Origin of the sequence: Streptococcus bovimastitidis, assembly GCF_001885095.1 — a bacterium.
GTDB classification, from domain to species: Bacteria; Bacillota; Bacilli; order Lactobacillales; family Streptococcaceae; genus Streptococcus; species Streptococcus bovimastitidis.
Window position 1 is genome coordinate 237889 of record NZ_LZDD01000002.1, and the last position, 25832, is coordinate 263720.

General features: G+C 30.8%; 27 protein-coding genes and 1 pseudogene. 9 read left to right on the forward strand and 19 right to left on the reverse strand.

All coding sequences use genetic code 11. From position 1 onward, the window contains the following. Positions 1-73 precede the first annotated feature (73 nt). The 13 genes from A9Q68_RS06900 to A9Q68_RS06960 form a co-directional block, all read right to left on the reverse strand. Positions 74-1006 carry a sensor histidine kinase gene (locus A9Q68_RS06900; protein WP_071793954.1) on the reverse strand — a complete coding sequence of 311 codons (933 nt, stop codon included), beginning with the start codon at positions 1004-1006 and terminating at the stop codon, positions 74-76. After that, positions 1003-1662, reverse strand: a complete 660-nt coding sequence (locus tag A9Q68_RS06905; protein ID WP_071793955.1) for a response regulator transcription factor — start codon at positions 1660-1662, stop codon at positions 1003-1005. The genes A9Q68_RS06900 and A9Q68_RS06905 overlap by 4 nt, the downstream gene beginning before the upstream one ends. A gap of 11 nt (positions 1663-1673) precedes the next feature. Continuing rightward, the gene (locus tag A9Q68_RS06910) at positions 1674-3467 is read right to left on the reverse strand and encodes a serine hydrolase domain-containing protein (RefSeq protein WP_071793956.1); all 1794 of its coding nucleotides are present in this window, start codon (positions 3465-3467) and stop codon (positions 1674-1676) included. A 358-nt stretch (positions 3468-3825) separates the two neighbouring features. Next, on the reverse strand, positions 3826-4014 hold the full coding sequence (locus A9Q68_RS06915) for a hypothetical protein (protein ID WP_071793957.1): 189 nt from the start codon (positions 4012-4014) through the stop codon (positions 3826-3828). A 2-nt stretch (positions 4015-4016) separates the two neighbouring features. Then, the gene (locus tag A9Q68_RS06920; RefSeq protein WP_071793958.1) at positions 4017-4235 is read right to left on the reverse strand and encodes a helix-turn-helix transcriptional regulator; all 219 of its coding nucleotides are present in this window, start codon (positions 4233-4235) and stop codon (positions 4017-4019) included. Positions 4236-4237: 2 nt separating this feature from the next. Beyond that, a complete protein-coding gene (locus A9Q68_RS06925) occupies positions 4238-4816 on the reverse strand; it encodes a hypothetical protein (protein ID WP_071793959.1) in 579 nt (192 codons plus the stop codon). A 460-nt stretch (positions 4817-5276) separates the two neighbouring features. Beyond that, positions 5277-6719, reverse strand: coding sequence for a HEPN domain-containing protein (locus tag A9Q68_RS06930; protein ID WP_071793960.1), 1443 nt, complete (start codon positions 6717-6719; stop codon positions 5277-5279). Between the two features lie 81 nt (positions 6720-6800). Next, a complete protein-coding gene (locus A9Q68_RS06935; protein ID WP_206281800.1) occupies positions 6801-7916 on the reverse strand; it encodes a hypothetical protein in 1116 nt (371 codons plus the stop codon). A gap of 511 nt (positions 7917-8427) precedes the next feature. After that, positions 8428-8958, reverse strand: a complete 531-nt coding sequence (locus tag A9Q68_RS06940; RefSeq protein WP_071793962.1) for a GrpB family protein — start codon at positions 8956-8958, stop codon at positions 8428-8430. Between the two features lie 41 nt (positions 8959-8999). Beyond that, the gene (locus tag A9Q68_RS06945; protein ID WP_071793963.1) at positions 9000-9791 is read right to left on the reverse strand and encodes a PhzF family phenazine biosynthesis protein; all 792 of its coding nucleotides are present in this window, start codon (positions 9789-9791) and stop codon (positions 9000-9002) included. Positions 9792-9800: 9 nt separating this feature from the next. Further along, positions 9801-10310: a GNAT family N-acetyltransferase gene (locus A9Q68_RS06950; RefSeq protein WP_206281801.1), complete on the reverse strand. Its 510-nt coding sequence runs from the start codon at positions 10308-10310 to the stop codon at positions 9801-9803. Positions 10311-10668: 358 nt separating this feature from the next. Then, the gene (locus tag A9Q68_RS06955) at positions 10669-11829 is read right to left on the reverse strand and encodes an MFS transporter (protein WP_071793964.1); all 1161 of its coding nucleotides are present in this window, start codon (positions 11827-11829) and stop codon (positions 10669-10671) included. 1389 nt (positions 11830-13218) lie between these two features. Beyond that, the gene (locus A9Q68_RS06960; RefSeq protein ID WP_131814171.1) at positions 13219-14925 is read right to left on the reverse strand and encodes a helix-turn-helix transcriptional regulator; all 1707 of its coding nucleotides are present in this window, start codon (positions 14923-14925) and stop codon (positions 13219-13221) included. 247 nt (positions 14926-15172) lie between these two features. Between A9Q68_RS06960 and A9Q68_RS06965 the strand changes: the two genes are divergently transcribed. Further along, entirely contained in the window at positions 15173-15703 is a 531-nt protein-coding gene (locus tag A9Q68_RS06965; RefSeq protein WP_071793966.1) for a hypothetical protein, read from the forward strand. 234 nt (positions 15704-15937) lie between these two features. After that, the gene (locus A9Q68_RS06970) at positions 15938-16327 is read left to right on the forward strand and encodes a hypothetical protein (RefSeq protein ID WP_071793967.1); all 390 of its coding nucleotides are present in this window, start codon (positions 15938-15940) and stop codon (positions 16325-16327) included. Positions 16328-16493: 166 nt separating this feature from the next. Here A9Q68_RS06970 and A9Q68_RS06975 read toward each other — a convergent pair. The 5 genes and pseudogenes from A9Q68_RS06975 to A9Q68_RS06995 all read right to left on the reverse strand — a co-directional run. Next, positions 16494-16715: pseudogene (locus tag A9Q68_RS06975) on the reverse strand (IS3 family transposase); the annotation flags it as partial. A 298-nt stretch (positions 16716-17013) separates the two neighbouring features. Further along, positions 17014-17904, reverse strand: a complete 891-nt coding sequence (locus tag A9Q68_RS06980; RefSeq protein WP_165605225.1) for a hypothetical protein — start codon at positions 17902-17904, stop codon at positions 17014-17016. Positions 17905-18041: 137 nt separating this feature from the next. Continuing rightward, entirely contained in the window at positions 18042-19295 is a 1254-nt protein-coding gene (locus A9Q68_RS06985) for an erythromycin esterase family protein (protein ID WP_071793969.1), read from the reverse strand. A gap of 59 nt (positions 19296-19354) precedes the next feature. Continuing rightward, positions 19355-19969, reverse strand: coding sequence for a DUF2812 domain-containing protein (locus tag A9Q68_RS06990; protein WP_071793970.1), 615 nt, complete (start codon positions 19967-19969; stop codon positions 19355-19357). Further along, positions 19956-20291 (reverse strand): PadR family transcriptional regulator, encoded by a 336-nt coding sequence (locus A9Q68_RS06995; protein WP_071793971.1) that lies wholly within the window; start codon positions 20289-20291, stop codon positions 19956-19958. The genes A9Q68_RS06990 and A9Q68_RS06995 overlap by 14 nt, the downstream gene beginning before the upstream one ends. 290 nt (positions 20292-20581) lie before the next feature. On the opposite strand from A9Q68_RS06995, the gene A9Q68_RS07000 reads away from it, so the two are divergent. The 7 genes from A9Q68_RS07000 (at position 20582) to A9Q68_RS07030 (ending at position 25103) form a co-directional block, all read left to right on the forward strand. Beyond that, positions 20582-20896 (forward strand): hypothetical protein, encoded by a 315-nt coding sequence (locus A9Q68_RS07000; protein ID WP_071793972.1) that lies wholly within the window; start codon positions 20582-20584, stop codon positions 20894-20896. Beyond that, positions 20896-21972 carry a cell division protein FtsK gene (locus A9Q68_RS07005; protein WP_071793973.1) on the forward strand — a complete coding sequence of 359 codons (1077 nt, stop codon included), beginning with the start codon at positions 20896-20898 and terminating at the stop codon, positions 21970-21972. The genes A9Q68_RS07000 and A9Q68_RS07005 overlap by 1 nt, the downstream gene beginning before the upstream one ends. A 215-nt stretch (positions 21973-22187) precedes the next feature. Next, complete coding sequence (locus tag A9Q68_RS07010) at positions 22188-22592, forward strand: hypothetical protein (RefSeq protein WP_240494212.1); 405 nt, start codon at positions 22188-22190, stop codon at positions 22590-22592. A 163-nt stretch (positions 22593-22755) separates the two neighbouring features. Beyond that, on the forward strand, positions 22756-23325 hold the full coding sequence (locus tag A9Q68_RS07015) for a replication protein (RefSeq protein ID WP_071793975.1): 570 nt from the start codon (positions 22756-22758) through the stop codon (positions 23323-23325). Position 23326: 1 nt separating this feature from the next. Then, a complete protein-coding gene (locus tag A9Q68_RS07020) occupies positions 23327-23578 on the forward strand; it encodes a DUF3173 family protein (RefSeq protein WP_071793976.1) in 252 nt (83 codons plus the stop codon). Next, a complete protein-coding gene (locus tag A9Q68_RS07025; RefSeq protein ID WP_071793977.1) occupies positions 23575-24726 on the forward strand; it encodes a site-specific integrase in 1152 nt (383 codons plus the stop codon). The genes A9Q68_RS07020 and A9Q68_RS07025 overlap by 4 nt, the downstream gene beginning before the upstream one ends. 77 nt (positions 24727-24803) lie before the next feature. Next, positions 24804-25103 carry a YbaB/EbfC family nucleoid-associated protein gene (locus tag A9Q68_RS07030; RefSeq protein ID WP_071793978.1) on the forward strand — a complete coding sequence of 100 codons (300 nt, stop codon included), beginning with the start codon at positions 24804-24806 and terminating at the stop codon, positions 25101-25103. Between the two features lie 135 nt (positions 25104-25238). On the opposite strand, the gene A9Q68_RS07035 is transcribed toward A9Q68_RS07030, so the two are convergent. Continuing rightward, on the reverse strand, positions 25239-25826 hold the full coding sequence (locus A9Q68_RS07035) for a 3'-5' exonuclease (RefSeq protein WP_071793979.1): 588 nt from the start codon (positions 25824-25826) through the stop codon (positions 25239-25241). Positions 25827-25832 lie beyond the last annotated feature (6 nt).

Below are 25832 nucleotides of genomic sequence, written 5' to 3' on the forward strand. Positions count from 1 at the left end.
TTAGACCAAGGCTTATAATTCTTCACAATCCTAATCACTAACAGACCACTCCTGAGAGTGGTCTGTTAATCATTTAGTTATTTTTAGGAAAGCTAACCTGAAAAGCTTTTGTGTAGGGAATAGGCATTTTGATGACATCAATGCTTCCGTGATGGTGTTCGACGATGGTCTTAACAATAGCAAGACCTAGTCCAAAGTTAGAATTGGCTTTTGTTTTTCTTGCCTTATCTTCTTTGTGGAATGGTTTTGTCAGTTCTTCTAAAGCTCCAACCGCTAGTTGTTTTCCATTGTCAGAAACCAGCAAATAAACGTTCTTCTTGTCTTCTTTACTGGAAATGCAAATTTTGCTCCCTTTTTCATTGTGGTAGCAAGCATTGAGTAGGAGGTTCTCAATGAGGCGATATACTTGTTCCTTATTGCCCTGCATGTCTAAGGCTTTGTCAGCTAATGCCATCTCTAAATCAATGGCATGATGTTCGATAATGTCATAAGAGTCACTTATGACTTGTTTAGCTATTTGATTGAGATCCAGGGGCTCAAATTGATTTTCGCTAGTGTCGCTCTCTAGTTTGGTGTACAGCATTAATTGCTCTAGTAGAGAGGTGGTCTTGTCAACTTTTGTCTGGATTTTTTGATAGACCTCTTGTCTTTGATTTTCCTCAATTTTCTCATCTTTTAGGGCGGAGACATAGCCTCTGACTGAGGTCAAAGGGGTCCGAACATCATGTGCTATTGAGGCAAATAAGAGGTGCTCCGCTTCTAGGCGACGAGCCATTTCAGCATCTACAATTTTGTCGAGCTTGTGGATGAAAAAATAGGAAATGATGGTAATTAAGATAATACTGGCTAAAATATTGAAGAATCCGACAATATTAAATGGCAAACTGTCATCTGGAAATTTCCGCAGCAACAGTTCAAAGAGACCATCTGAAATCATATTTAAGCTATCAAAGACGATGACTGATATCAGAAATAGAATAATAATTTTGCGCCGCACATCTTTCATCTTTTCCACCTGTATCCTAGTCCTCTAATGGTTTCAATATGTTTTGAACCCACCTTATCTCGCAAGCGACTCATGATCACGCGCAAGGAATTGTCATCATAACTATAGTCTTGTTGCCAAGCTTTTTCATAGAGCTGAGCCTTTGTGAAGACTTGTTTCGGCGAAGCCATAAGCATCTGTAAGATGGTGAATTCAACAGCTGTCAGTGGGTAGTGCTGCTCATTTTTGGATACGATGACTTGGTCCAAATCTAATGTGACCTCATCCAAGACAATTTTGTTTTCATGTCCTTGTCTGATACTGAGCTGGGCTTTTACCTTAGCCACAACCTCCTTAGGTTCAAAAGGTTTGGTAATATAGTCAATCGCCCCTAAATCATAGACCTGCAGCTTGTCCTCTAACTGTGTTTTCGCAGACAGAATCAGGCAGGGAAATGTATGGCTTTCTCTAATTTTAGCAATCAGCTGATAACCATCCATTTTCGGCATCATCAGGTCAATGATTGCTAAGTCAACCTTTTCTTGCTGGATGATCTGCCAAGCCTCAAGCCCATCATGAGCTTCAAGCACTTGCATGTGACCACTTTGCAAATAAAGTTTTAAGATATCAATAATTTCTTGTTCATCATCGCAGATTAAAAGGTGATAAGGCGTCATGTAAGTCCCTTCTATAGATGGTAAAGGTGGAAAAAGAAGATTGCCACTAGCGATATCATTGGCAGACTATTTAATAATAGCCATTTAAACCATTTCTTACTCTCATTATAAAGCTGTAAGGCCAGTGAGGTCAAGATGATAATGACTAGTGCCCAAGATAGGCAACAAATCCCTATGCCGATTAAGCTGCTATAGTAAGAGGTGCTGGCTAAGAGGAAGAGTACAATTCCAGACACCAGCGTTGCCGCCAGTTCGGCCACCACCATCAATTTGACATTCTGACTGCTTTTTTTCTTTCTTATTTTTTGAAATAGCCCAGCTAATAACTCAATGGGTAAAACAATGAGGTTTAATCCCAATGCCAAGAAGGAAATGACTGCCGTGACAAGCTCGCCTTTACCTAGTTTGAAGTAATCACTGGTATAATTCTCAATCAGCTGCTCTTTTGGCTGATAGCGCAATAAGACACTCAAACCATTTTGATCTTGTTGATAGATATTCTTGCCCAAGCTCTTAATTTTGGCATTTACAATTGGAACCTGATAGACGTTTGTTTTTTTGCTTTTTTGGATGGGTAAGATGCCTGCGGTGTACTTAAAGAAGCGGGCGAAGCCAGTTTCGACAGTTCTTGCGGGGGTATAGATGCCCGTTAATTCTTCAGATGTATGTAAGGGTTTCTTATAAGCTCCATAGAAAAGCTCCGCCAGTCCGTAATTATATGTGGTTTCCCCAACTTCGTTGGTCATGACACAATAGCCTGTATTGCTCTGCGGTTGAAACCAAAAGGCGGAAGAATAACCATTGGTATTGCCGGCATGTCCAATTAAGGTTTGGCCATAATCAAGGCGCCAAAGGCCATGATAGACCCGACCTTCATTTGAATTTTTATAAGTTAAGCTGGCTTTTTTAAACTGCTCAAGTGTCCTGGCTTTTTTGAAAAGGGGACTATTTGAGGCGGTAAATTGGCTACAATAACGCGCAAAATCTGCAAGGGTACCGGCGCAAGAGCCTGCTGGATAGAGACCAATGTAAGAAATACTCTTTCCGTAACTTTCTTTGCCGTCGGTTGTGATAGCATACGACCGGCCTTTTTGTCTGCCTTTTTGCACGAAAGGATTATCCGACCAATCTGGCTTGATGCTTGTTTTGCTCATGCCTAGTGGTGCGAAAATATGCTTTTGAACATAAGAATAAAAGTCCTGGCCACTTTGACATTCAACAATATAGGCTGCTAGAGCCGCACTCCAGTTATTATAAGCGGTCACTGTCCCCGGTTGATAAGCTTGCCCCGGATTGGCTTTCAGCAAAAGATTTTTCAAAGGGATAATCTCTTTTGCTGATGGGTATTCAATCGGATATATTGTTTCTTGAAATCCTGCTTGGTGATTCATCATATCCAATAAGGTAAAGTCGTATTTTAGATGAAGTTGTTTTTTAAAGTTATTGGGAAGATAGGATAAAGCAGAATGGTTTAAATCTAGTTTTCCTTCTTCAACCAACTGCATCATAGACACCCAAATCAATGTTTTAGAAACGGATCCCCATTCATAAATGGAATCTTGACTAGCTGGAATTTTTTGCTCTAAATCCATATAACCAGCCTGTTTCTGAAAGGTTACTTGCCCGTCTCGAAAAAGGGCAATTGAGACTGAAGCCCTTGTATCCTTTCGCTTCTTAAGATAGTCGGCTAATTGGCTTTCAATCACTTGTGGCCTTGAAAAGTCTTCTTTATCCATAGCCATAACAGGCATCAAATCTGAAAAAACTAAACAAATGAACAAGAACAAAATCAGACATTTTTTCATCAGTATTCACCTCTTTTTTATCTCTAGCCTAAGTATAAAAAAGAACTATTAACTGAAGATTAATGTAAGAGGTATTTTGTAATTTTTTCATCTCATCTTTTTGATTACGAGATTACTCTCTTGATATGAAAAAAGGAGAAAACCACTTGACGGCATCCTGAAATAATAATAAAAAGACAAAGGAAATCTGCCTTGTCTTTGCTTATAACTTGATTGGTGAGAGATGAAACACTTATTAATCAATAGAATGTAATCTTTTTTGATCATCCTATTTTTCCAGTTTTCTATTTTCAAAAGTAACTTTCAAATTGAGTCCTTTTGAAATGGATACCTTATTTAGTAACAATGACTATTGTAGTTACTTTATCTTATCCAAATCAGCAATATAGCTTCTAACAATTGTTCCACAGTTTTTGCAGACCTCATGATGGACTTCTATCCCCATAGCTAAAGGTTTGTGGAGGGGTAATAAGCCCGCGTAGCCCTTATGTTGTTTCATTGTGATGAATTCTTTTCCATCACAAAAGTGACAAACCATTTCTTTCATAACTATTCCTCGTTTCTTAAATGGAAAACTTCTTCAACGGTTAAATCAAAGATTTTTACAATTTTTAAGGCCATTTCTAGAGATGGATTGTACCTATTATTCTCTAAGTGACCAATTGTCTCTCTTCTAACACCAATGCAATCAGCTAATTCTTGTTGTGTCATCCCATTCCTTTCTCTTATTTCTTTCAAAGAAGTAATGATTTTTGTTTCTTTTCCCATCACTACCTCCGTTCTTCAAAATAATAATAAGCAAGAGCAAACATTAAAAGCAACAAACCAATCAGAATATAGATATAACCCGGAAGTAAGCTCAAGCTACCGACAAACTGAATATAGAAAGCAATCATTATTAAAACCGCTAAAGCAATAACAAACATTAAAGATGCAGAAATAGCCAGATTGCTATAAAATCTTTCATCCGGAAATTCCTTAGTTTTCTTTAAGCAAAAATAAACCAAAAGTGACAACTGAATAATAATGGCTGTACCTAGTAATGTTTCCTTAACTAAATTAGGTGTAGCTGGTGTCATATTCCAAATACCAATGGTATAAAGCGTCGTTGCCAAGAATAGAACGATTGAATAAAATTTTGCTTTTAAGCCAAATGGTTCCTTTAGATTTTGCATGGACGGTTTAAAAACTGCCATTGCAAAAATAGAACAGAGTTCTGCCACACTACTTATTAATAATATCCAAAATTTTGCATGAGCAGATAAACGATTACTACCAAATAATAAATTAACATCTATGATTATTATCATAGCAATCAAACCAATTAAGAGAAATTTGTTATTTTTCATGAGATTAAATCCCTTCACATGTTATAAATATATCACTTTTACTTGTTATAAATATATCACTTTTACTTGTTATAAATATATCACATCCAATTTATAATAGCAAGAAAATTCCAAGCCATTATTTTCTGATAATCAGAAATTTGATGTTAGCTTCTCAATTCAGTCAACCACATGAATCAATATTATCTTAACCTTATGACACCCCACCTTTCCTATGCTATAATATTACAGTAATCACTTTTACTAAGAAGAAAAAATATTATGATGAATATGCAAGACTTGCTCCACGATTTTTTATGTCTTGAAATCGTCAAAAAGGTTGATTTTAAGCCTTTTTAAATTTACTAAATTAAGATAAAATCACTTAAATTTATTACAATAAGACAAAAAATAGACAAAGACAGTATCTCAGTTGTACTAAAATAGCTTCCTTCAAAATGAGGGAAGCTATTTTATTTATTTAGAAATTTTCATACTTATATTCCATATTCAATTCTTGATAGATATAATATCTCAGAACTTTTTGAAGAAGCAATTTGGTATCATACATCTCATGAACATCCGTTATCATTTCTGGATATTTATCTTTTGAATCACCATGAGTATAATAATTACGTGTTTGAATCAATTTTGTTATTAGTACTTCTCTATCACAGTTCGAAAAAATTTTAGTCCGATTAATTTCATCTATTGAATCAAATAAATTTTTTAAACGTTCGGAAAGACTAGGCTCTTTCTTCTTGAATTTTAATCTGTTCCTAAATTTTTCTCTAACATCTTCTAAAATATGTGTATTTATAAACTTAATCAAAGATTGTTTAGCGTTTTTTTCAATCTCAGATAGATATTGTGGAATTCTAAAATTCTTAAAATTTCTCGAATAAACTTCTAAATTCCTAATAGCATCAATTAGTTGGTCTTCTAAATATAAATCACCATGAAGATTTTTTGAAAATTGTCTCACTATAAATTCAAGCATCTCAGATTTATCAAACCAATGATTTAAAATAAATTCAAAGTTATCCTCAAGTTTCCTCAAAGAAATATCTTGTCGAGAATGTCCCCATTTTTTAGACTTTCTAGCATGCTGAACAAAGTACTTCCCCTCTATAATCGGCAAACGCTTATCTTCTAACATTTTATAATCAACTAGAAATTCAATATTAGTAAACGATAAAGGGATATTTGATAAAATTTCAATAAATTCTTTAAATTTACGAGAAGCTTGATAGAATTCATCGAAACATCTTATACTTGAATCATCCGAGGTAAGTTTGATGAAATAATCACTTGAAAATGAAGTAGTCGTAAACGAAGAATGTAGTGTTGCCATATCTTCAAAGTTCATCCCAAGTGATTTTATTAATACTTTTGTTGACTGATATTCGTCTACAGCACTCTCAAAAATGGTTTGATTATCACCATGCTTAATGGTTACTAATGATTTTTCGATCCATTCTTCAATATGTTCAAAACTAAATTTATAGTCTTTAATTTCTTGAGAGTCTAGTTTGTTAATTAAAGATTTAAAAGATTCAGGTCTACCATCAAAATCATCAATTTCATTATAAAATACGTTATATATCTTAAAATTTTTTACACGATATTTGGTAATAGGGAATCCAGGGTAAGTAGAGATTACACTTGGTTCTCCGTAAGTATTTAAAATTAAGATATTACCGTTACTAGAATACCCATATATCTTTTCTAAGTGTTTTCCAAATCCATATGAAATATCTTTCTCCTCTAGAAATTCACCAAATAATTCCAAAATTATTTCTCTAGGAGAGTAATGTAAAATACCACTTAAGTAATTATTTTCATTAACAATATCTTCGGGCAATTCTGAAAAATAACCCTTAATTTCAAACTCTCTATCCCAAGTATAATTTTTAAATGTCATATTATCTTTCCTAACTGTTAATCAGAAATTTTTCATATTTTTTCAACTTCAAAGTTTACGATGGTAGTAGCATTATTTATATTAAACCAACTTCCAATTATCATTATCCATGTTATCAATCAAAATCTTTCTATGACTACTTAACAATTCGTCGCTCACAAAATATTGTCCTAATCGTTCTACAAAACCACATTTCTGACAAGTGTAAAGATTATCTTCTCTTATTTCATTCACTAAAGATGTATTGAATTCAAATTGTTTGCCACACCCATCACAGGTCATACTAAGATGGTCACTGCTAAATATTAAATCAAAAATGTTCTCTAATTCTTTATTATCATCCTCTGATAATGCTAATATTATCTTCAAATTTCTGATATATCGGTTAAACTCTGATGTTTTCTTATCTATATCTACATATTTTTCAAAAATAGCAACAATAACCTCCACTAAATATAGTAGAACATATGGAATTTTTTCGTAATACAAATTCCAAAAATCATCCCAAATTTCATCATCTGCAAAGATAAAATTAAGATTTCGCTTCTCGGTGGGATAATTTTGATTTCTAGTCACCAAATGAATTGATTTATCAAATGCACTAGTTAAACTATTTTCAGCCTTACGATTGTATATTACATCATATAGCAATTCTGGATTAACTAATTCTTGAATAAAATCCAGTGCAGTATTTCTAGATTGAACTAATACCTTCGCTTTTGAGAACAAATCAATAGTGAAATCTTTCTTCCCCTTTAAATCACTAACATCATATTCTTTAGGACTTCCATATTGCACTTTTCCTAAAAATTCAAGTGGTTGAACTAGTATCCAACTTAAATAGAATAAATTATCCTGTAAAGGCTTCCTAGCAAGTGAAAAAGCAACCGTTACCTTTCCCCTCTCGATGCAGCTCAGTGATTCAAAAAGATAATAATTTAAGTCTCGTAGAATTGAAAAGAATATATGAGGAACAAAGACTTTTTCAGAAATATCTATATCCTTTTGTCTCTCTAGTTCATCAAAAATGTCAGATTTCTCGTCTATCTCATCAGTATATCTAAAAGACAAACTTGATAATTTATATTTATCAGCCTTAACCAATATATCAACTAAAATGTCATATAAATAAAGCATCAATTGATGACGTTTTCTAAACTTAGCTGGCAATAAATCTGAGATATATGATTCGGCCAATACTACTTCCTCAATTCGTTTTATCTATTAATATTATACTTCAAAACTCTTACACTTGACAAAAAAACTAATAAATAGTGAAGTAAAAAAGCTAAAAATAAATAAACCCCAAAATATTGTGAGATTTATTTGCATTATTAACTTTTTTAAACTAGGACTAATATCTGCTGTAAATTTTTTATAATTTCTTTTCTCTTTTCAACATCAATATATTTCGTATTGAAAAGAGAAAAATCTTTTTTGAATAACTAAATTATATCTTGTTTTATTTGCAGACTTGTTACTCGATTTTTAAAGTCTTGTAATCATCAGGAATACTACTTCAAAGCCTTCCTTTGATCACTAAATTAAACTAAAAACACTAAAATTTATTACAATAAGACAAAAAATAGACAAAGGCAATATCTTTTATACACAAGAAAAATCGTTTTACAAAATTATGTAAAACGATTTTTTAATATCTATTAGTTTTCTTCTTAAGTCGAATAGTTCATTGATTTTTTATCTAGGTTTATTTAAAAGCTTTTGTCTTTGCAATTTCTTTATTAATATCATCAATAACCGTAGACTTATGATTTTGATAGGCTTCTGGATTATCTTTATATTTCTCACTCGCTTCGACTTTCACCTCTAAATAACGTTTGAATGCCATCCTATTTTCTTTTAAGTAATCTCTAAATCGTAACTCTTGTAAACCTTTCGGATCTCCCTTTTCATAAAAATGTATATGTACTATATGGTTTATTTCGTCTTTTGCATACTTAACAAAGTATCTTCTTCTAGGAATCCCATTCTCACCTTTAGCAACATATCCAGATTGCAACATGGAATCATTATAAGTATCTACCATATTAATATTCTTAACAAATATGAGTATATCAATAATCGGTTTAGAGGTCATACCTTTGATTGAAGTTGACCCAAAATGATGACATTCTAATTCTAGTCCACTTAATAGTTTAGTAAGTTCTTCTTTAATTTCTTGATACTGCTCTGGCCATTTATTATTATATAGTTCGAGTTTCATTTCTCTTTTTCTCATTAGTATACTCCTACTTCACTAAAATTGTTAGCTTTCAAGTACTAAATATCAATACTACCTTTCAGATATAAATTAGCTTGTCCTGATATTTTAACATGATTCTCTTCCAAATCAATCATCATCAACCCTTGTCTTTCAGATAATTGCTTAGCTATTAATCGTTTTTTTCCAAGTTTTATCGCCCAAATTAGTGCTAGACGCGTTTGTGCTGAGCCAGTGACAGGATCTTCATTGATACCATAATTTGGTGCAAAGTAACGAAGAACATAATCAATATTTTTTTCTGAACTTTGGGCTGTAAGTGTCACTCCATGTGGTGCTAATTGACTAATTTTCTCTAAATCAATTTTGAAATTCTCTATAGATTCTTGATTTTCCAGATATAAAACAAGATGCTCTTCATCAGCTGTTCGATAAGCTTCCAGTATTTCAGACTCAATAGTCTCACTCACCGTCGTTGTTATTGGAACTTGCTTAACGTCCACCATTGGAAAAATTAAGGTTATTTCGTCACCCTCAATAGTTACTTCTAAAAGTCCTGACTTTGAAGAGAAAGTGATATGATTTACATTATTTTCAAGAAATCGTGAAATAACAAAGGTACTTGCTAAAGTCGCATGTCCACATAAATCCACTTCTTTTTCTGGTGTGAACCATCTAATCTTATATAGATCTTTTTCTTTTAAAACAAATGCAGTCTCAGATAGTTTATTTTCTTTAGCTATTTTCTGCATTAAATCCTCTTTAATCGGTTCATCTAAAACCACAACCCCCGCAGGGTTGCCACTAAACGCCTTATTGGTAAAAGCATTCACAACATAATAAGGTAACATATCACATTCCTATCTTTTCAAGTAAAACATAAAATGAGGAATTCTAGCATTCTTCAAAAATCTTTTTTTAATAGTAAATCCTGATTTTATGGCAATATTCATTGACTGTAAATTAATATCTCGACTGATAATAATGAGTTCCTTAAGGTTTAGCTCTTCGAAAGCATAATCTCGTACTGCCTTAGCAACTTCTGTCGCAATTCCTTTATTCCAATACTCTTTTTTAAGATGGTAACCTATTTCAGGGTAATTTTCTCCTTCAACAGTTTGCATTGTAATGCCACATTCACCTACGACCTCTGAAGTTTCTTTATCAATAATTTTCCACAGACCAAATCCATAAGCACGGTAAGAATTCAAATTCCAATCTAACCAGTTCTGACAATCTTGATCAGTAAAACTCTTGTCATAAGCCCACATCACTTCTTCGTCTTGCAAAAACGACTTTAACTCAGATAAATCTCTGCCATCCCATTCTAATAAAATAAATCGCCTAGTTTCTAAAATTATATTCTTCATTATTCGTCCTTATTGATGTGACTTGACAAATTTCTTTACATTCTCAATTATTATCCAAACTAACTACAGCAATAAACTAGCTGTTTAAAAATATTTTAATTATATTATATAATTTTTATCTCAAATAACTACTAAAAAAGCCTTATTGTGAGACTTTGAAATTAATATTAATTTATTTCTGTTATTTTCTCATTAATTATCTAATCAGACAACTTATTTAAAAATAATATTATATTGGAGTAGAATTCTAACCTAAGCACGCGAATAAATAAATTATCTTGTATAAACGTAAAAATCCAAATATTACATCTAAAAAAACTAACCAGCAAATATAATTTTGTCTGATTAGTTTTTATTTTTATTTAACAAATTTGAATATCCCAATACTCACTAATAAAAGGAAAATTCCTAAATACATAAATGCGATTGAAAAGCTTAAAGAATCAATAATAATACCCATTAATGGAAAAATAAAAATCATTATCAAGCTTCCAATCATAGCGTTAACGCTTAACATAGTTGCCCTGTTACAAGTTTCAAATTCATGTTGGATGTCATTATTGTAAATAGGCATAAACATAGCCACAAGTCCATCACTAACTATGAAGATGACAACATAAATGGCTGGATGAGCATATATAGCTAAAATAAATAAGATCGCTGAAATGGGGATTATCATCTTAAAGACTTGTCTTGCTGACAATCTTTCACCAATATTACTGGCAATCCAAACACCGAATATATTGATACAACAAGAGATTAACATCGTTAAACTAATTTGCCATGATTGTAAATGAGACATTTCATTTTGATAATAAAAATAAAACATTGAGGTAAATGTAACTAGTGTTTGGCTGATTACCATCCACTTTATTAATCTCGGATTGGTTTTACATGTCATTAAGACCGATTTATAGATATCTCCAAAAGTTGAACTAACTTCATTTTGTTTTTTAACTTTCGGCTCTTTCATAAACGAAATAACCAATATTGCTAAAAGTGATAAGCCTATCTGAATCATATAGGTAATATCCAAAAAACCATGTACAAAGAAACCTGCTAAAACCATTCCTAGAGCTCTAGTTGCTTCGGAAATTCCCGAAATAAAGCTAGTATACTTTAAATACTTTTCCTCAAGTTCGGCTTCTTTTGAAGACTCAAACAGCATTGCACTAGTTGTTCCCGAATCAAAATTATATGACCAGGCACCAATAATCATTCCTAAGGCATATATCCAAAAATTGCCATTCCCCATTAGCATTAGAAAAGCTGAGCAGATAGTTGAAAGACGACTAAAATACAAATTAGTCTTATAAGTAAAACGATCTGCCAACATTCCTGAAGGAACCTCAGAAATAAGACTCGTTCCATGAAATAAACTTTCAAGGAGACCAATTTGAAAGAGACTCATTCCATTTTGACTTAAAAATAAAAGCCAAAAAGAAGTAATACCAAAAAAACTAAGTAATTCACTTGCTCCAAGCAGAGTAATATTACTTTTATACGATTGTTTAAACATATATTTACATTCCTTTTTTTAAAATTCTAGTTATGAGTCATATCTGACTAAACAATCATAGAGCCTACATCTTTCCTCCAATTGAATAGTTAAACTATTCAAATCTCCTTCTATCTAAAATTCTTGTAAATATATGTTTTTATCGTTAATAAACCTATTATAGCATAATATTCTTTTGAAATAATTTAAGATCTTACTACCATCTCAGAAGCATCCTCTCTGATTGGTTTAGTCTTTTGAACAAACATAGACTATCCATCTACTAACTTAATTCAATATTATCTTAACCTTATGAAACTCCTCCCTTCCTATGCTATAATATTACAGTAATCACTTTTACTAAAGAGAATGAAATCTTATAAGGAATATGCAAAACTTATTCCACGATTTTTTAAGTCTCGAAATCGTCAGAAAAGTTAATTTTAAGCCTTTTAAAATTTACTAAGACCAACTAAAATCGCTTAAATTTATTACAATAAGACAAAAAATAGAAAACTATGGTTTCTTCTGTACATATATAAAACACTTCACTATTTAAGTGAAGTATTTTTATTATTTCTTTTGACGTCAAAATCTATTTGTTTTATTTTCAAGATATGATTATATTATTGTCTGACAAATATTTTTCACATTTCTTAAATTGATCATAGTAATGGTGAAAGTTTACAGCATTTTTATTTTTAATGCATCTAGTCTATCAATTACCTCAAGTGAATAATTCTCTGTCCCATCTTAAAAATATACAAGCATTAACATTTTATATGTACCATCCACACCTTCAAGTAAAACAAAAATAAAATGAGATTGATTTTCATTAGGGTTATTCGAAATAAATGATTTTGGTACTATAAAGTTTTCATAGTGAAGTTTTGCAGGTTTAAAAGTATTAGATAATTCATCCAAATGAATATGAACTGAATTAAATGAAAAATAGTCATTATCAAGTCGATTCTCAAGAAGATTATTATCATTATGGAGTTAAAACATAGGTCGATTTTATAGTGCCAGAATTTTCAAATACCCTTATTTTAGGGAATTCAATTTTCTTTTGCTCACCATTAAATGATGTTTTAATGTTTTAATATTTTATTTTTTGCTTTTTTTCTATTTTATAAGAAATTGAAAACCTTGATCTTCTATCTGACTTTATTACATTAGTGGTTTCTAAATTAATGGCTACAACACTGACAATCAATACAAAAAATGAGTTGGGTTTTTAATTATCTGTTTGTAAATATATATAATTATATCGAATAATTGGTTTACTCCAAATAGATCAAATATTTTAATATATAGATGAGCAAAAAACATGCTATCCAAAACCAAAAAAAGTAAAAAAATTATTTTAATTTTTTACCTTTTTTTATACTGTTATTTAAAGTATTTACATTAAGTCCAAGATGTTTGGAAATCAAGTACTTTTTGATATTTTTTCTCTAAATCTTTAACAATATCGAACTCACCACCACTCTCATCAAACTTTTTTTTATATTCAATACTAGAATCTGAAAATAAAATTTCCTCAAAAAGTTCTTTCCCATATTCTAAATATTGTAAATTATTGTAAATTTGAAAATTTGCTATATTTATATTGTTTTTTTCTTTACTTTGATTAGATATGATAGAAGCAACTAGTTTATAATTTATTTCAATTTGATATAAAATTCCAACACCGTCATTCGGAAAAATACTATCTACCGGCCAGATATCTGTATTGACTGCTATATTTTTATATAATATTAATTTCCAAAACTGTTCAAAAAATGCTTCAAAATAATTAATTCCGCCAATTTTTTTCCTAGATGTTAAAGAAGCACATAAATTTCTGCATCCCTCTCGGATATAATTATTATCAGCATATACTTCTGATTCTTTATGATACCATTCTGAGAAGTCTTGATTATTATCATGCAATATTTTTAGAACATGTACTGCCATATTTAATATTGAATAGTCAGTTAGTACGTATTCACGTAATAGATAAAAACTTTGGTTATAGCTTAAATAGTTTCTTAAAAATTTGAATCCGTCATCTATTTTTTCAGCATACTTGTAAAAGTCATCATTTGTATCAAGTTTAAATGGTTCAACAATATTAATATAAAAAAAATCAGTACCAAAAGCAGTTTGTTCGATTAACCAATTTTCAAAAGAAATTTTTAAGTTCAATATATCAAAAGATTCTTTTAGTAATATTATACAATCTCTAAATAATAATTTTTTTACAATTTCAGTGTCTTCGTCTTCATAGGCTAGAAGATAATTCTTCTCTCTCACTAGATTACTAAATATCTCTTTACCGATTGTTTGACTAATAACTAATTTTAAGCAATCGAAATATTCTCTCTCAAACTCCTCTATTCGCATAGCGTAGTATGGACTTTTTATAAACATTGAAGCAATATCATCATTATTCAATTCAAAGAGACTGAATGCAACTTCTGAAGATTTATTACAAAAAAAAGCTAATTTTAACAAATTCTCATTTGACGGGTAGTCTAATCCGTTTTTCCAACGAGATACTTGCGCCTCACTAACATCTAGTATTTTTGCTAGTTCTTTTTGAACTGAAAGATATCCATGTACATTTCTACTAATTAGTTTTAGAGATATTAAATTATCATATAGTTCCTTTTTTTGATATCCCTGTAATTTCAAGAAATCTGATTTATCAGTATCATAATCTACTTCATAGAGATTTGCTACCTGTTTTATAAAGCAAATAAGCTTATTGAAGTTTATCTTAAAATATTTCCGACGAGTATCTAGTAATTTTTCTTCATTTATTTTTCTTAATTTATGAGTTGATAATTCTTTATTACAAAGTTTATATGTTTCAATATATAATTGATTAATTATTTTTTTCAAAGAAATATCAGAATCTATTGTTTTAGAATTAGTCTTATAAAATTGATCAATATAACTTAAAAATCGTTGTAACAACTTTCTATTTATATTGTTAGAACTTTTTTTCCAATTAGTCAAAGTATTTGGTGAAATATCTAAAACGTTAGCTAATGATTTAGAAGTTATACCAAACTGTTTTTTTAATACTATCAAAAATTTATTTAAAAATTCACTAAATTCTTCATTCATAGTTTGATTATAACCAAAAATCACAATAAATACAAAATGTCACTTAATTTTCAATTGGGTGACTATTGTATTATTAATTTATGAGGAAAACCTCATAAATTAATAGTTCAAAAAGATGCGCATCGAAGAGCTACTAGAAAAATTATTTTGTTCTATTTACTAATTTCAATTTGAAATTGTTTTTAGTGTGATCTGATTTACAATTATAAAATTTTCCTAGTGGCTCCTTGGACAAAAGGAGCAACCTATGTCTAATATCGATGTGATATCTAAACTATACTATACAGCACTCGGTCAAACGCTAAGAGAGCGAATGAAATCCGAACATGTTAAAATTATTGATTTTGGCTTTGATGATGTCGATGATACAAAATTTTCCTCAGATTCGACAATTCGAGGAATTCTTAATGGAAATCGTAATCTAACAACGAACTCAGTAAAAATTTTTCTACAAACATTGAATTATAATACTTCACAAGAAATGTATTTCCCCTCGGATGGGTTCTGCCTTCAAATCATTAAAGAAATTTTTAAACTAGTTATATATAGTAATCACTTCAATAATTCTTTCTTCAAACAAACAATGTTACAGCAATTAGGAAATAATCATTCAAATCCTGAATACATTGAGTATTTTGTGGAGGAACACAAAGAAATCTTTTTGAAATCATTCCTTACTATAGTTCCAAATGAATCAAAAGAATTTTCATCTAAGTATATCTCATTCCTAATCTGTGATTGGTTAATAGAGTTAGCATGTATTATTTCACAAAATTAACAAATCGGCCACCAAATATTTTGGGAGATTTATATTTATGTTTTCACTATTATATAAGTATAAGTAGCTAGTTTTCTTAGAAAACATCATACATGGGGACTTTTACAAGAAAGAGAAATAAAAATTCACAATAGAATTGATAATCTAAAATATTGAAGAAAAATAATTTTAAATATTAATATTTAGAATCAATCTCTATTATTGACACTAAAAAAATAAAGAGGACTAAAACATATGAAAGAACTAATTACAACCATAGACAATATTATTCCCGACTTGAATGAACTTGATGATTACGTTTCTACAATTTCGGAAAGTTATTATATCTTCCACAATAAAAAGTATATATTTTCTGAACTTATTAATTCGGTTGGATACATAAGGAATCAAATCACTATAGATGAATTTTCTTATCACAATGATGATGAAATTAAGTCTCACCTAAATAATATTGATATGTACTTAAAAGATATAAATGCAATTTTATTATTTGTCCAAAAACTGAGTAAACTTGAAAAAGAAGAACAATATCTATGCAATGCTTTAAAGGATTTTCAATTATTATGGAGAGAAATAACAAACTTGTTATTGGACTGTGCAATAAATCCTATTACAGGTTTCTAAACAAATCTGGGATGTCTAACTTTGAATCAAAAGATTTTAATAAGTGGTAAATAAATTTCCAAGAAATCATAAAAAAGAGTGAAGGTATATATTTTTAATCAACATTTAGAAAATTTAATAAAAAGAATGGAAAATTGAAGTGCCCCCCAAATGTTAGACTAAATATTTAAGTTAAGGATTGAGTTCTGTATTGCACAGGACTTAGTCCTTTTAATGTAAGTTTGATTCGTTTAGTGTTGTAGTAGTTGATATATTCTGAAATAGCTGTTTTTAATGTTTCGAGGAAAGTAAATTCCTTCTCAAACCCATAAAACATTTCTGTCTTTAATGTTCCAAAGAAAGATACCTTCATGCCGTTGTCTAAGCAATTTCCTTTACGTGACAAATTTAAATTTTATAACCTTTAAAATCAGTATAAAAGTTATAGATTCTCTTATACCGCTACCTTCTCTCTATGTAGGGAACACATATAACTATATATAAAAAGCCTTTATTTAAAGGCTTTTATGCTTGTTTAAGTTAGATTTGTAACATCATTTGTCCCAGAAATTATTTACTATATTTTTTGATATTAACTTGAGAATTAGAAATTTTCTGACTTTCAATTGCTTCAAAATATTCTTTTCATACCTAATGCACAATTTTATTGATTCTCTAATAATTAATTGCCAATTCTTTTTATTAGTTTACTCCTTCAATTTTACATTTAAGACATTTATTATCTCTTCTAAAGCGGGAGTATTAAATGTGTAAAATTTTATAGTTTTGCTTACCATGTATTTTTTTCCATTAAATTCTATAGGAATATTTTTTTGCGGTAAAGTCATATGAATAGAATCAGGAATAAACAATTTAGAATCAACAAGATTCGGTAATCCGTTTCTATATTTAAAATTTGTATAGAATAATTTTTGTTGTTCTTCTGTTATGGTTTCTACATAAACTTCTAGCACTTCAGAATAAAATTCCTCTAATGCATCCCGCCACTTATAAAACTCATCTATTAACAATATTTTATCATGATCAATAGTTTTTAAAAATTGATCGTTTTCACGATTAGCCCCATAATTCTTTTCTAAATCCCTTTTCTCACCGTAGATACTTAATTTATCAAAGGGCTGAGTAAAACTAATACTTCTAGTTAATCCTGAGATAGCTAAAGAATAATGTATGGAATAATCTCTTAATAATTTCATCATCTTAAAGGATTCGTTTCTATTATACTTTTTCTTTATAGCATTAAACTTGGGGTTTTGTAATTGCTTGCAGAAGTTTTGGTAATTATCAAAAAGTAATCTCCCAAATATAACATTTGATACAAATCTATATTTTAGATGGGGATAGATTTTCATAATCTCATCATTATTCTCCTTATTACAATCAGGAGAACTGATAAAGTCTATTAAGTCAATTAAATCTTGTGTAGATATAATAAAATTATAGTAACAATCAACAATATTTGAAAATTTAGAGAAAGTTTGATATAAACCTTCTAATTCATTAAACTCAATTTCAGTTAAATCAAAAATTTGATTTTGAGGTGATGTTTTATCACAAACATAATAGTTGTAATCCACTAGTAGACTCTCCTGATTAAGTACTTAACAATAAACTTATGAAGTTATTATATGTAACAATTTTTATTGTTAGATAAAAGATGTAGTCAAATAATCTATTTCAAAATAAGAACTTGACACGATTTTATTCTCATTTTTTAATTATACAAATGACTTGGATGTACTGTGTCATATATTATTAATGCATCATAAGATTTTTTCGGTGTGATTTGTTCAGTATAGAAAAACTTAATGAAGTTAAACGAACTTGTAACGTTAAATGAAGTCATTCTTTGCTTTTTATTAATGATTTTTTCCCATTTATTATCATTTTCAACATCGGAAAATTTGATCCAATATTTCTTAGCTTGTGTAGATTTAAGTTGATCAGTTAACTCATTCTGATTATAACCCTTACTTTTTTTAAAGCCATTATCGGTTTGTGAATTGAAATGAGTATTCTTCGCATCAGTTCCAATAGCAAAGTATGATTGTTTATATTCATTTAATAATCGATTACCTAAAGATGTGTATAATGCACCCGATGACTTTCTGATATGACCATTATGCCCATTTATAAAAATGATAGAATTAGGTTCATGCTTTTTAATCCAATTTACTTTACTAAACATGACAGAATCTCTTTTTTGATTATAGTTCTTTGCCGTAAATACTTTAGTGTATTGGATAAGAGAGTTTAAACACTCATTTGCAACTTCATAATATGAAGATCCTTTTCTACTTATTATTTTATCCTTGACAGTTATAAATTCTTTTCTTAATTCCAAAAGTTCTTTCTGTCCTGCTTTAACAGTTGTATTAGATAGGTTAGTCCTATCCCTATCATTTAAAGCATTTAGTTTCTTTTCATATTGTTGCTTTAATTCGGGATCAGCCAACTCTAGTGCTTCAAATAAGTATTTTTTACTGAAATCAAATCGTTGCATATCCATACCATAAAAGTGTAATTTTTCAGATGGGTTGGAAACTTTAGCATTATAATTTCTCATCCATTCAATCAGATTTACTAGCTCTTTTGTATGATACATTTGAAAACCAATATCTTGAACAACTTGCTTAGCCGAACCTTGTCCGCCTTGAATATACTTTTCAACATTTAAAGTTCCACCAAAGTCACCTTCAATGACAAAGACTTTTGCTTTATTATTAGTAACCAATGCTTTAAAAATATCTATTTTTGTTTGATGATACTCCGCGACCCCATGACTAGCTTCTCCAAGTCCTACAATTTTCACTGAGGGATCAACCGAAAAATCTTTCATTTGTGTATTTAGTGTCTCTTGACTAACAGTAGTTGATTTAAAGTGAATAAATTGCCAGCCAAAATACCCAATAATTAATATTATCATTATGAACATTGTTTCACCTGATAATTTAAAAAAATTTTTCATTTTATCTCCTTTTTATAAAGTATCATTTTTTATTCTAAATTTTAATTTCAAAGTATATTTTATGGTTGATGGTCTTCTATTTTGGGCTTCACTGCTCTCGACATATAATATATTCCCGCAATTAATATATAAAACAAAGGCAAAATCCTTAATAAAACAAATGGTGTTTCAAATAGGAAAGCTAACCAAAACAATTTTCCATTCATCTCCCAAAGTCTAGGTGTTAAATACCAGCTTTGAGGATTAAGTATATCAATAGGAGTGATATTTATTAAAATAAAAAAATAAATAATAAAAATGAAAGCATACTCACTAGCATATTTATAATAACTATTAGCCATTGCTGTTTTTGATTCATTGTCTGAAAATATTTCTGAACTAGTATTAGAATTTAGTTGCTGAAAATAATGGAGCCCTCCCCATCGACTCCCATTAATATGTTTCCAACCACTGTCTTCAAATAAAGTAATATAGTCTATATATTTGTCTCTTGACATATATTTTTTAAAATCCATTTTTATTAATTTATTATTTTCGATTTTATCATTTTTAAAATAGTATAAAGATGGAAGAAATAAGTTAACTCCAGTGAATCTAAAACCCTTTTTTTGAGTCATATTTATCCAGTCTTCCTCTTCTGCTACTGATTTAAAAAATAATTTAAATTTCATCATAATTTTCTCCTTTAAAACCAATTAACTTTGCAGTACTCAATAACTTAGTTAAGCGATTCGTTTCTAACTCTACAATTTCACGGCCTGCTTCAGTTATGATATAAACTTTTCTTCTACTGTCTTCACCTGGAACAGATTTTATCCATTTTTGTTTTAGAAGATTTTCAATAGCCCCATACATTGTTCCAGCAGCAATTCGTACATCTCCATCACTCATTTCCTCAACCTTTTGCATGATAAGATACCCGTGAGCTGGCTCAATTAAGGCTAATAGGACATAATAGGTTGTTTCAGTTAATGGGAGATTTTTGTTTCTTTTCATAAATTCACCTTTATATAGTTCGACTTTATAACACTATTATATATAGCTAAACTATATATGTCAACTGTATATAGAAATTTTATTATTTAATGTTTTTTACTAAAATGACATTTCTTTGCAAAAGATTGCTGACCACCGGATAGTTTTAAATATTTTTTGATGTGTTTTTTTATGAAAAATTAAAAATAGGTACTATCCACCAAAAATTTTGGCGGATTTTTTGTTACAACCTACAGTATACTTTATTTGTACTTAGCTAAGACACAAATAATTTAAAGAGGTAAACTACTATGAAAACAAGAAATCGTCAAAGTGGCTATTCTGCCAATACTGCTAGTCAATATATTGACTCAAAAAATGCTATTCAATTGTTATCTGTTGACCTAGAACCACAATTAAAATTTGAAGATAATCAACCTACAGATGAAATTATCGCTTATAAAGCATGGTTCTCACAAAAAGGACTTCCCCCTTTTCAAGTCAAATTTGAAACTAAGATAAATTTACCTAACTATTTATCCCTTATCGAATTTGATAATTTAGAAGCATGTGAAGTAGGATTTAATGTATACTTCCGCGCTAATGGTCTTAAAGAGGTTAAATAGTGACAGAAAAAGAATTAAACCAATACCTAATCCAAAGTCTCAATATGGGGCTTGGAGCTCTTATGCAAGGTGAAACTAGCTACACAAACAGCTTTGACACAACTATAATGTCTAATGGTTTTCTGTTTATTCCACGGTTGCCAGCTGGCTATATTATTGGTGATGAACTCTATCAGAAAATTTTCCTGATTGCAAATGCTGCTCTATACCCACGTTATACCCTCTTAAAACAAAACTCAGCCTATTTTATGGCGCTAGATACTGATGACATTCACATACAACGTGGTCTCTTCTTCCCTTGGAAAAAAGGAGTTTCCGAACGCCTTATCATCTCAGATTTAGATGATTTTTCAAAAATGCAGGATAAAAACACTCTTCCAATTATGAAAAACCTCACTTTAAATTTTAACAAAGTGACATCGTTAGCTATCGCTGGAAATAGTGGTTCTGGGAAGTCATATGCCCTTACTTATTTTCTAAGTTTATTAAAACATTTTTCTGATCTCATCATCGTGGACTTCAAATTTGACGCCCCATCTCGTTGGGCTCGTGAAAATGGTATTGCTGTGATTCACCCCCAAAAGAATCGCTCAAAATCGGATTTTGTTTCAGAAATTAATGAGAATCTCAGTACTTGCTTAAATCTCATTCAGCAACGCCAAGAAATTCTTTATGATAATCCTGAACATCAGTTTGACCATTTAACTATTGTCATTGATGAAGTATTAGCTTTGAGCGAGGGTGTCAACAGAACAATAAAAGATTCTTTCTTCTCTCTCTTATCACAAATTGCTCTTCTTGGTCGGGCAACTAAAGTCCATCTACTATTAGTTAGCCAGCGTTTCGACCACAATACGATTCCAGTATCAGTTCGTGAGCAGTTAAATGTATTGATTCAAATCGGAAATATCAATAAGAAGACCACACAATTTCTATTCCCTGACTTAGACCCAGAAGGAATTGTTATCCCAATAGGTAAGGGGACTGGTTTGATTCAAATTATTGATAATGAACATCCTTATCAAGTACTTCCATTACTTTGTCCTACTTATAACACAAGGAAAGGAATAATCTAAATATGAAAAACACTTTCTTTCAAAAAACATATTCTGTCATAGAAACTTCCTTCTTCCTTGGTTTTACTAGTATGTTTTTATATATTGGAGTCTTGTTATTAAAAATAAGTATAGGCTCCATTAGTATAGAACCGTTAGATAGCTTTATCAATATTTTTTTACAATATCTAAGTATTTTTTTACACTACTTAAAATTCCTTACGTATGGAATACTTATGATTCCTATCACATTACTTTTAACTGAGTTTATGATACGTATTAGGCAAGATAACTTCTGGAATTATTTCAAATCTCTATATCAAACGAGACACCTAAGACAATTTCTAAAACAGGAAGAAAAGTCAGAGTCTGTCATATCTATAGATGATCAAAGATCTGTAACTAAGTTAAATCCAATATTAGAACAATTTAATCAGGCAATAGATAAGTGTCTTGTGGATGTCCGTAATAAATCAGTTATTATATATATCCAATACCCTAAGACACAACAATCTCAAAAGTTATTGAAAGACATGGAAGAACATATTAAAGAGGAAGTTTCAAATCAAAATCCTAACTACTATTTCTCTGCACCAAACAGGGAAGGTAATAGTCTCTGGTATATTGGAACAAGAAGGTAAGGAAAAGGCTGGCTAGGCTCACGAAGTGAACGCCAATAGTACAGCCTTTTCATAACTAATAATTTGTAATGGGGCTACTACGACCCCCATTACATCAGTAATCAATAATCATAGATATGGTACATTGATTAATCAAAGATATAGAAAGATATAGGTTGTAATATTGACTAAAGATAAACGCTCTAATAAATGGGCTTTCCTTATATATAAAGAAAGTGCTCCAGAAAATTATTTAGAGGTCTTAGAGGATTTACATATTCCATATATATTAAGCCCTTGGCATGATAAGGATATCAATAAAGAAACTGGAGAGTTCAAAAAATCACACAAACACGGTGCTTTATACTTCGAATCGTTAAAAAGCTATTCTCAAATATCAGAAATGCTGACTGAAAAACTTAACTCTCCTTCTCATATTGAAGTAATTATGTCACCAAAAGGTATGTATGACTATTTTACTCATGCAGAGAATCCTGATAAAACCCTTTATGATATCAATGACATTGAATCAGGATGTGGATTTGAATTAGATAAATTTATTACTTCAAATAATAGTGATGAGTTTTTATCACAAGTTATTGACATTATTGAGGAAAATAATTTTACCGAATTTAACAAGTTAGTTCATTATGCAAGAAAGGAAGATAAATTGTTACTTGCTCTTATTATTGATAAAACTTACTTTTTTGCAAAATTTCTTGATTCTAGAAGAAATGAAAGAAAGGAATCTTAAAATGATAAAACTTGTAAATAAAAATGATTTAATGGTCTTAACTGGTCTCTCTGAGAGTCAAACTAAAAAGCTCATTCGAAATGCTAAAATTAATCTTGTTTCCCAAGGTTTTAGTTGGTACTCTAATAAACGAGTTGGAAAAGTTCCATTAAAGACTGTTGAAGAGCTTCTCGGAATTGAGTTATTAGATGAAAATGATATAATAAATAACGTACAGAAAGATACTGTCTCTAGCAAAGAGGAGCAAAAATGACAGTAACTAGACAAAAAAATAAAAAATGGAAGGTGGATATTAGTGACGGTTATAATCCTATTACAGGTGAACAGAGACGTCACAGGAAAACAGATTTCAAGTCAAGAAGAGAAGCTGAACAGTATGAAGCAGACTATCGTTTAAATAAACTCCACCAAGTATCATATAAAGATAGAATCTCAGTTGAATACCTTTATGGTTTAGTAAGGATTGAGGATAAACTCCGAGGTAATAAACGAGGAACTATTGATACGCAAGAGTCATATTTTAGACAATATGTGTCTACTTATTTTTCTAAAGCCGATATGAGTAAAGTGACTATTTATGATATAAAAGATTATAGAGATTGGTTAAAATCACAACCTAGCATTAAAGGGGGTAATTTATCAAATTCTCATGTTAATCAACAAATGATTTTTGTACATAAATTATTTGAAGTTGCTGTAAATAACCAATTAAGGCAAGATAATCCTTGTTCTGGAATACGTAGATTACCTGAAAAACATAAAGAAATGAACTATTATACTCCTGAACAATTCAAACAATTTGATAGTGTCTTTAAAGAAGATGAATATTCATTCCAATTATTATATAGACTTCTGATGTATACTGGTGTCCGAATGGGTGAAGCTTTAGCCTTAACATGGAATAATGTAAACCTTGTCGAAAAGTATATTGATATTCAATATTCGGCATATTATAGAAATAATAAACTCCATATTGGAACTGTTAAAACAACCCAGTCTAATAGAAGAATTTATATTCATGATGCTTTCGTTACAGAATTAAAAGAATGGAAATATAAACAGAAAGTAATACTTAAGGATTTCACTAATGATTTAGAGAGTTTACAAATTTTTCAAAGTACACCGGAAGTTTTAACAACTCCAAATATTTCTAACTTTAGAATAATTTTGAAAAAAAGATTATCTCCAAATATAGTGTTAATTCGAAATCACGATTTTCGACATTCTCATGCTGCATTCTTAATCTCACAAGGGCTTCGAAATGTTGAAGGAAAAGATTATATATTCTTTACTTTGATGAAAAGACTTGGACACTCATCAATTAATACAACTATAAATGTATACTCACATTTATTTCCCACACAACAAAAAGAGATTGCATCTGCTTTTGATAATTTTTAACAATAAGGCAGTGTAAGGCAATTATAAATTAATAACAGGGTCTAAACCCTTGATACGAAAGGAATCTCAGAAATCTTATGATGAATATGCAAAATATGATGAAACAGGCACAAAAGCTTCAGAAACAGATGGAACAAAAGCAGGCTGATTTAGCGGCTATGTCTTTCGTTGGAAAGTCTGCTCAGGAACTTGTGACGGCTACTTTTACGGGTGATAAGAAATTGGTTTCCATTGATTTTAAGGAAGCTGTTGTGGATCCTGAGGATCTTGAGACTTTGTCTGATATGACGGCGCAAGCGATTAATGATGCTATGACTCAGATTGATGAAGCAACTAAGAAGACGCTTGGTGCTTTTGCTGGCAAAATGCCATTCTAACTTTCTGAACATATTAAAAGGAGCAGAGACCTTGGTCTTTGCTCCTTTCTTTTGGGCTTGTTTTCAAGTGCAACTTTGCTTGGGTTTGGTTTGGGGCTGGTATCGTCTCAACCTTAGGTTAGTTTGGCTGGTTTTTTAATCAAAGAAGCCACCCAGGCCGGCGAAGGGGTTGTTGCTGGCCACTTCTTCTTGCTGATTCAGGTATTGTTTATTGTCGTCCAGTTCCAGGAAGGTTTCGTAAACACGCGCCGTCATGCGGGCGTCCTCTAGGCTGTTGTGCCCCTTGCCCTTGATGCCTAAAAAGCTGGCAACATTGGTCAACTTGAGGTTGCTGATGCCGTTGAGGTCAGTGCTGCGTCGCTCGAAGGCCTGGTCGTAGAGGTCCACTTGGTATTGCCCATTTAAATCGAGGCCGTTTTCCGCTAGGATTGGCAGGTCGGACTTTTGGGAATTGTAGCCTATCAGAGGGTAATCACCGACAAACTCTTTAAAGTCCGCTAGAACCGTGTCAACCTTAGGTGCCCTAGCAATTTTATCGGCAGTTATTCCGGTTAGTCCATTGATAAAGCTTTGGAGGGGAACATCCGTGTAAACATAAGTATCAAATCTGTCAACTTCTTCATGCTGGTCCATTTTGACAGCTGACAATTGAATCAGGTGACTGACCTCATCAACTGTATTAAATTCTAAATCAAAGGCAATATATTGTGTCAGATTTTCCATAAGTCT

Excerpts from the sequence above, each read along its gene's own strand:
- A9Q68_RS06900 (WP_071793954.1), bottom strand. The coding sequence starts at position 1,006 with ATGAAAGATGTGCGGCGCAAAATTATTATTCTATTTCTGATATCAGTC.
- A9Q68_RS06905 (WP_071793955.1), bottom strand. The coding sequence starts at position 1,662 with ATGACGCCTTATCACCTTTTAATCTGCGATGATGAACAAGAAATTATT.
- A9Q68_RS06910 (WP_071793956.1), bottom strand. The coding sequence starts at position 3,467 with ATGAAAAAATGTCTGATTTTGTTCTTGTTCATTTGTTTAGTTTTTTCA.
- A9Q68_RS06915 (WP_071793957.1), bottom strand. The coding sequence starts at position 4,014 with ATGAAAGAAATGGTTTGTCACTTTTGTGATGGAAAAGAATTCATCACA.
- A9Q68_RS06920 (WP_071793958.1), bottom strand. The coding sequence starts at position 4,235 with ATGGGAAAAGAAACAAAAATCATTACTTCTTTGAAAGAAATAAGAGAA.
- A9Q68_RS06925 (WP_071793959.1), bottom strand. The coding sequence starts at position 4,816 with ATGAAAAATAACAAATTTCTCTTAATTGGTTTGATTGCTATGATAATA.
- A9Q68_RS06930 (WP_071793960.1), bottom strand. The coding sequence starts at position 6,719 with ATGACATTTAAAAATTATACTTGGGATAGAGAGTTTGAAATTAAGGGT.
- A9Q68_RS06940 (WP_071793962.1), bottom strand. The coding sequence starts at position 8,958 with ATGAGAAAAAGAGAAATGAAACTCGAACTATATAATAATAAATGGCCA.
- A9Q68_RS06945 (WP_071793963.1), bottom strand. The coding sequence starts at position 9,791 with ATGTTACCTTATTATGTTGTGAATGCTTTTACCAATAAGGCGTTTAGT.
- A9Q68_RS06950 (WP_206281801.1), bottom strand. The coding sequence starts at position 10,310 with ATGAAGAATATAATTTTAGAAACTAGGCGATTTATTTTATTAGAATGG.
- A9Q68_RS06955 (WP_071793964.1), bottom strand. The coding sequence starts at position 11,829 with ATGTTTAAACAATCGTATAAAAGTAATATTACTCTGCTTGGAGCAAGT.
- A9Q68_RS06960 (WP_131814171.1), bottom strand. The coding sequence starts at position 14,925 with ATGAATGAAGAATTTAGTGAATTTTTAAATAAATTTTTGATAGTATTA.
- A9Q68_RS06965 (WP_071793966.1), top strand. The coding sequence starts at position 15,173 with ATGTCTAATATCGATGTGATATCTAAACTATACTATACAGCACTCGGT.
- A9Q68_RS06970 (WP_071793967.1), top strand. The coding sequence starts at position 15,938 with ATGAAAGAACTAATTACAACCATAGACAATATTATTCCCGACTTGAAT.
- A9Q68_RS06985 (WP_071793969.1), bottom strand. The coding sequence starts at position 19,295 with ATGAAAAATTTTTTTAAATTATCAGGTGAAACAATGTTCATAATGATA.
- A9Q68_RS06990 (WP_071793970.1), bottom strand. The coding sequence starts at position 19,969 with ATGATGAAATTTAAATTATTTTTTAAATCAGTAGCAGAAGAGGAAGAC.
- A9Q68_RS06995 (WP_071793971.1), bottom strand. The coding sequence starts at position 20,291 with ATGAAAAGAAACAAAAATCTCCCATTAACTGAAACAACCTATTATGTC.
- A9Q68_RS07000 (WP_071793972.1), top strand. The coding sequence starts at position 20,582 with ATGAAAACAAGAAATCGTCAAAGTGGCTATTCTGCCAATACTGCTAGT.
- A9Q68_RS07010 (WP_240494212.1), top strand. The coding sequence starts at position 22,188 with ATGATTCCTATCACATTACTTTTAACTGAGTTTATGATACGTATTAGG.
- A9Q68_RS07020 (WP_071793976.1), top strand. The coding sequence starts at position 23,327 with ATGATAAAACTTGTAAATAAAAATGATTTAATGGTCTTAACTGGTCTC.
- A9Q68_RS07025 (WP_071793977.1), top strand. The coding sequence starts at position 23,575 with ATGACAGTAACTAGACAAAAAAATAAAAAATGGAAGGTGGATATTAGT.
- A9Q68_RS07030 (WP_071793978.1), top strand. The coding sequence starts at position 24,804 with ATGATGAATATGCAAAATATGATGAAACAGGCACAAAAGCTTCAGAAA.
- A9Q68_RS07035 (WP_071793979.1), bottom strand. The coding sequence starts at position 25,826 with ATGGAAAATCTGACACAATATATTGCCTTTGATTTAGAATTTAATACA.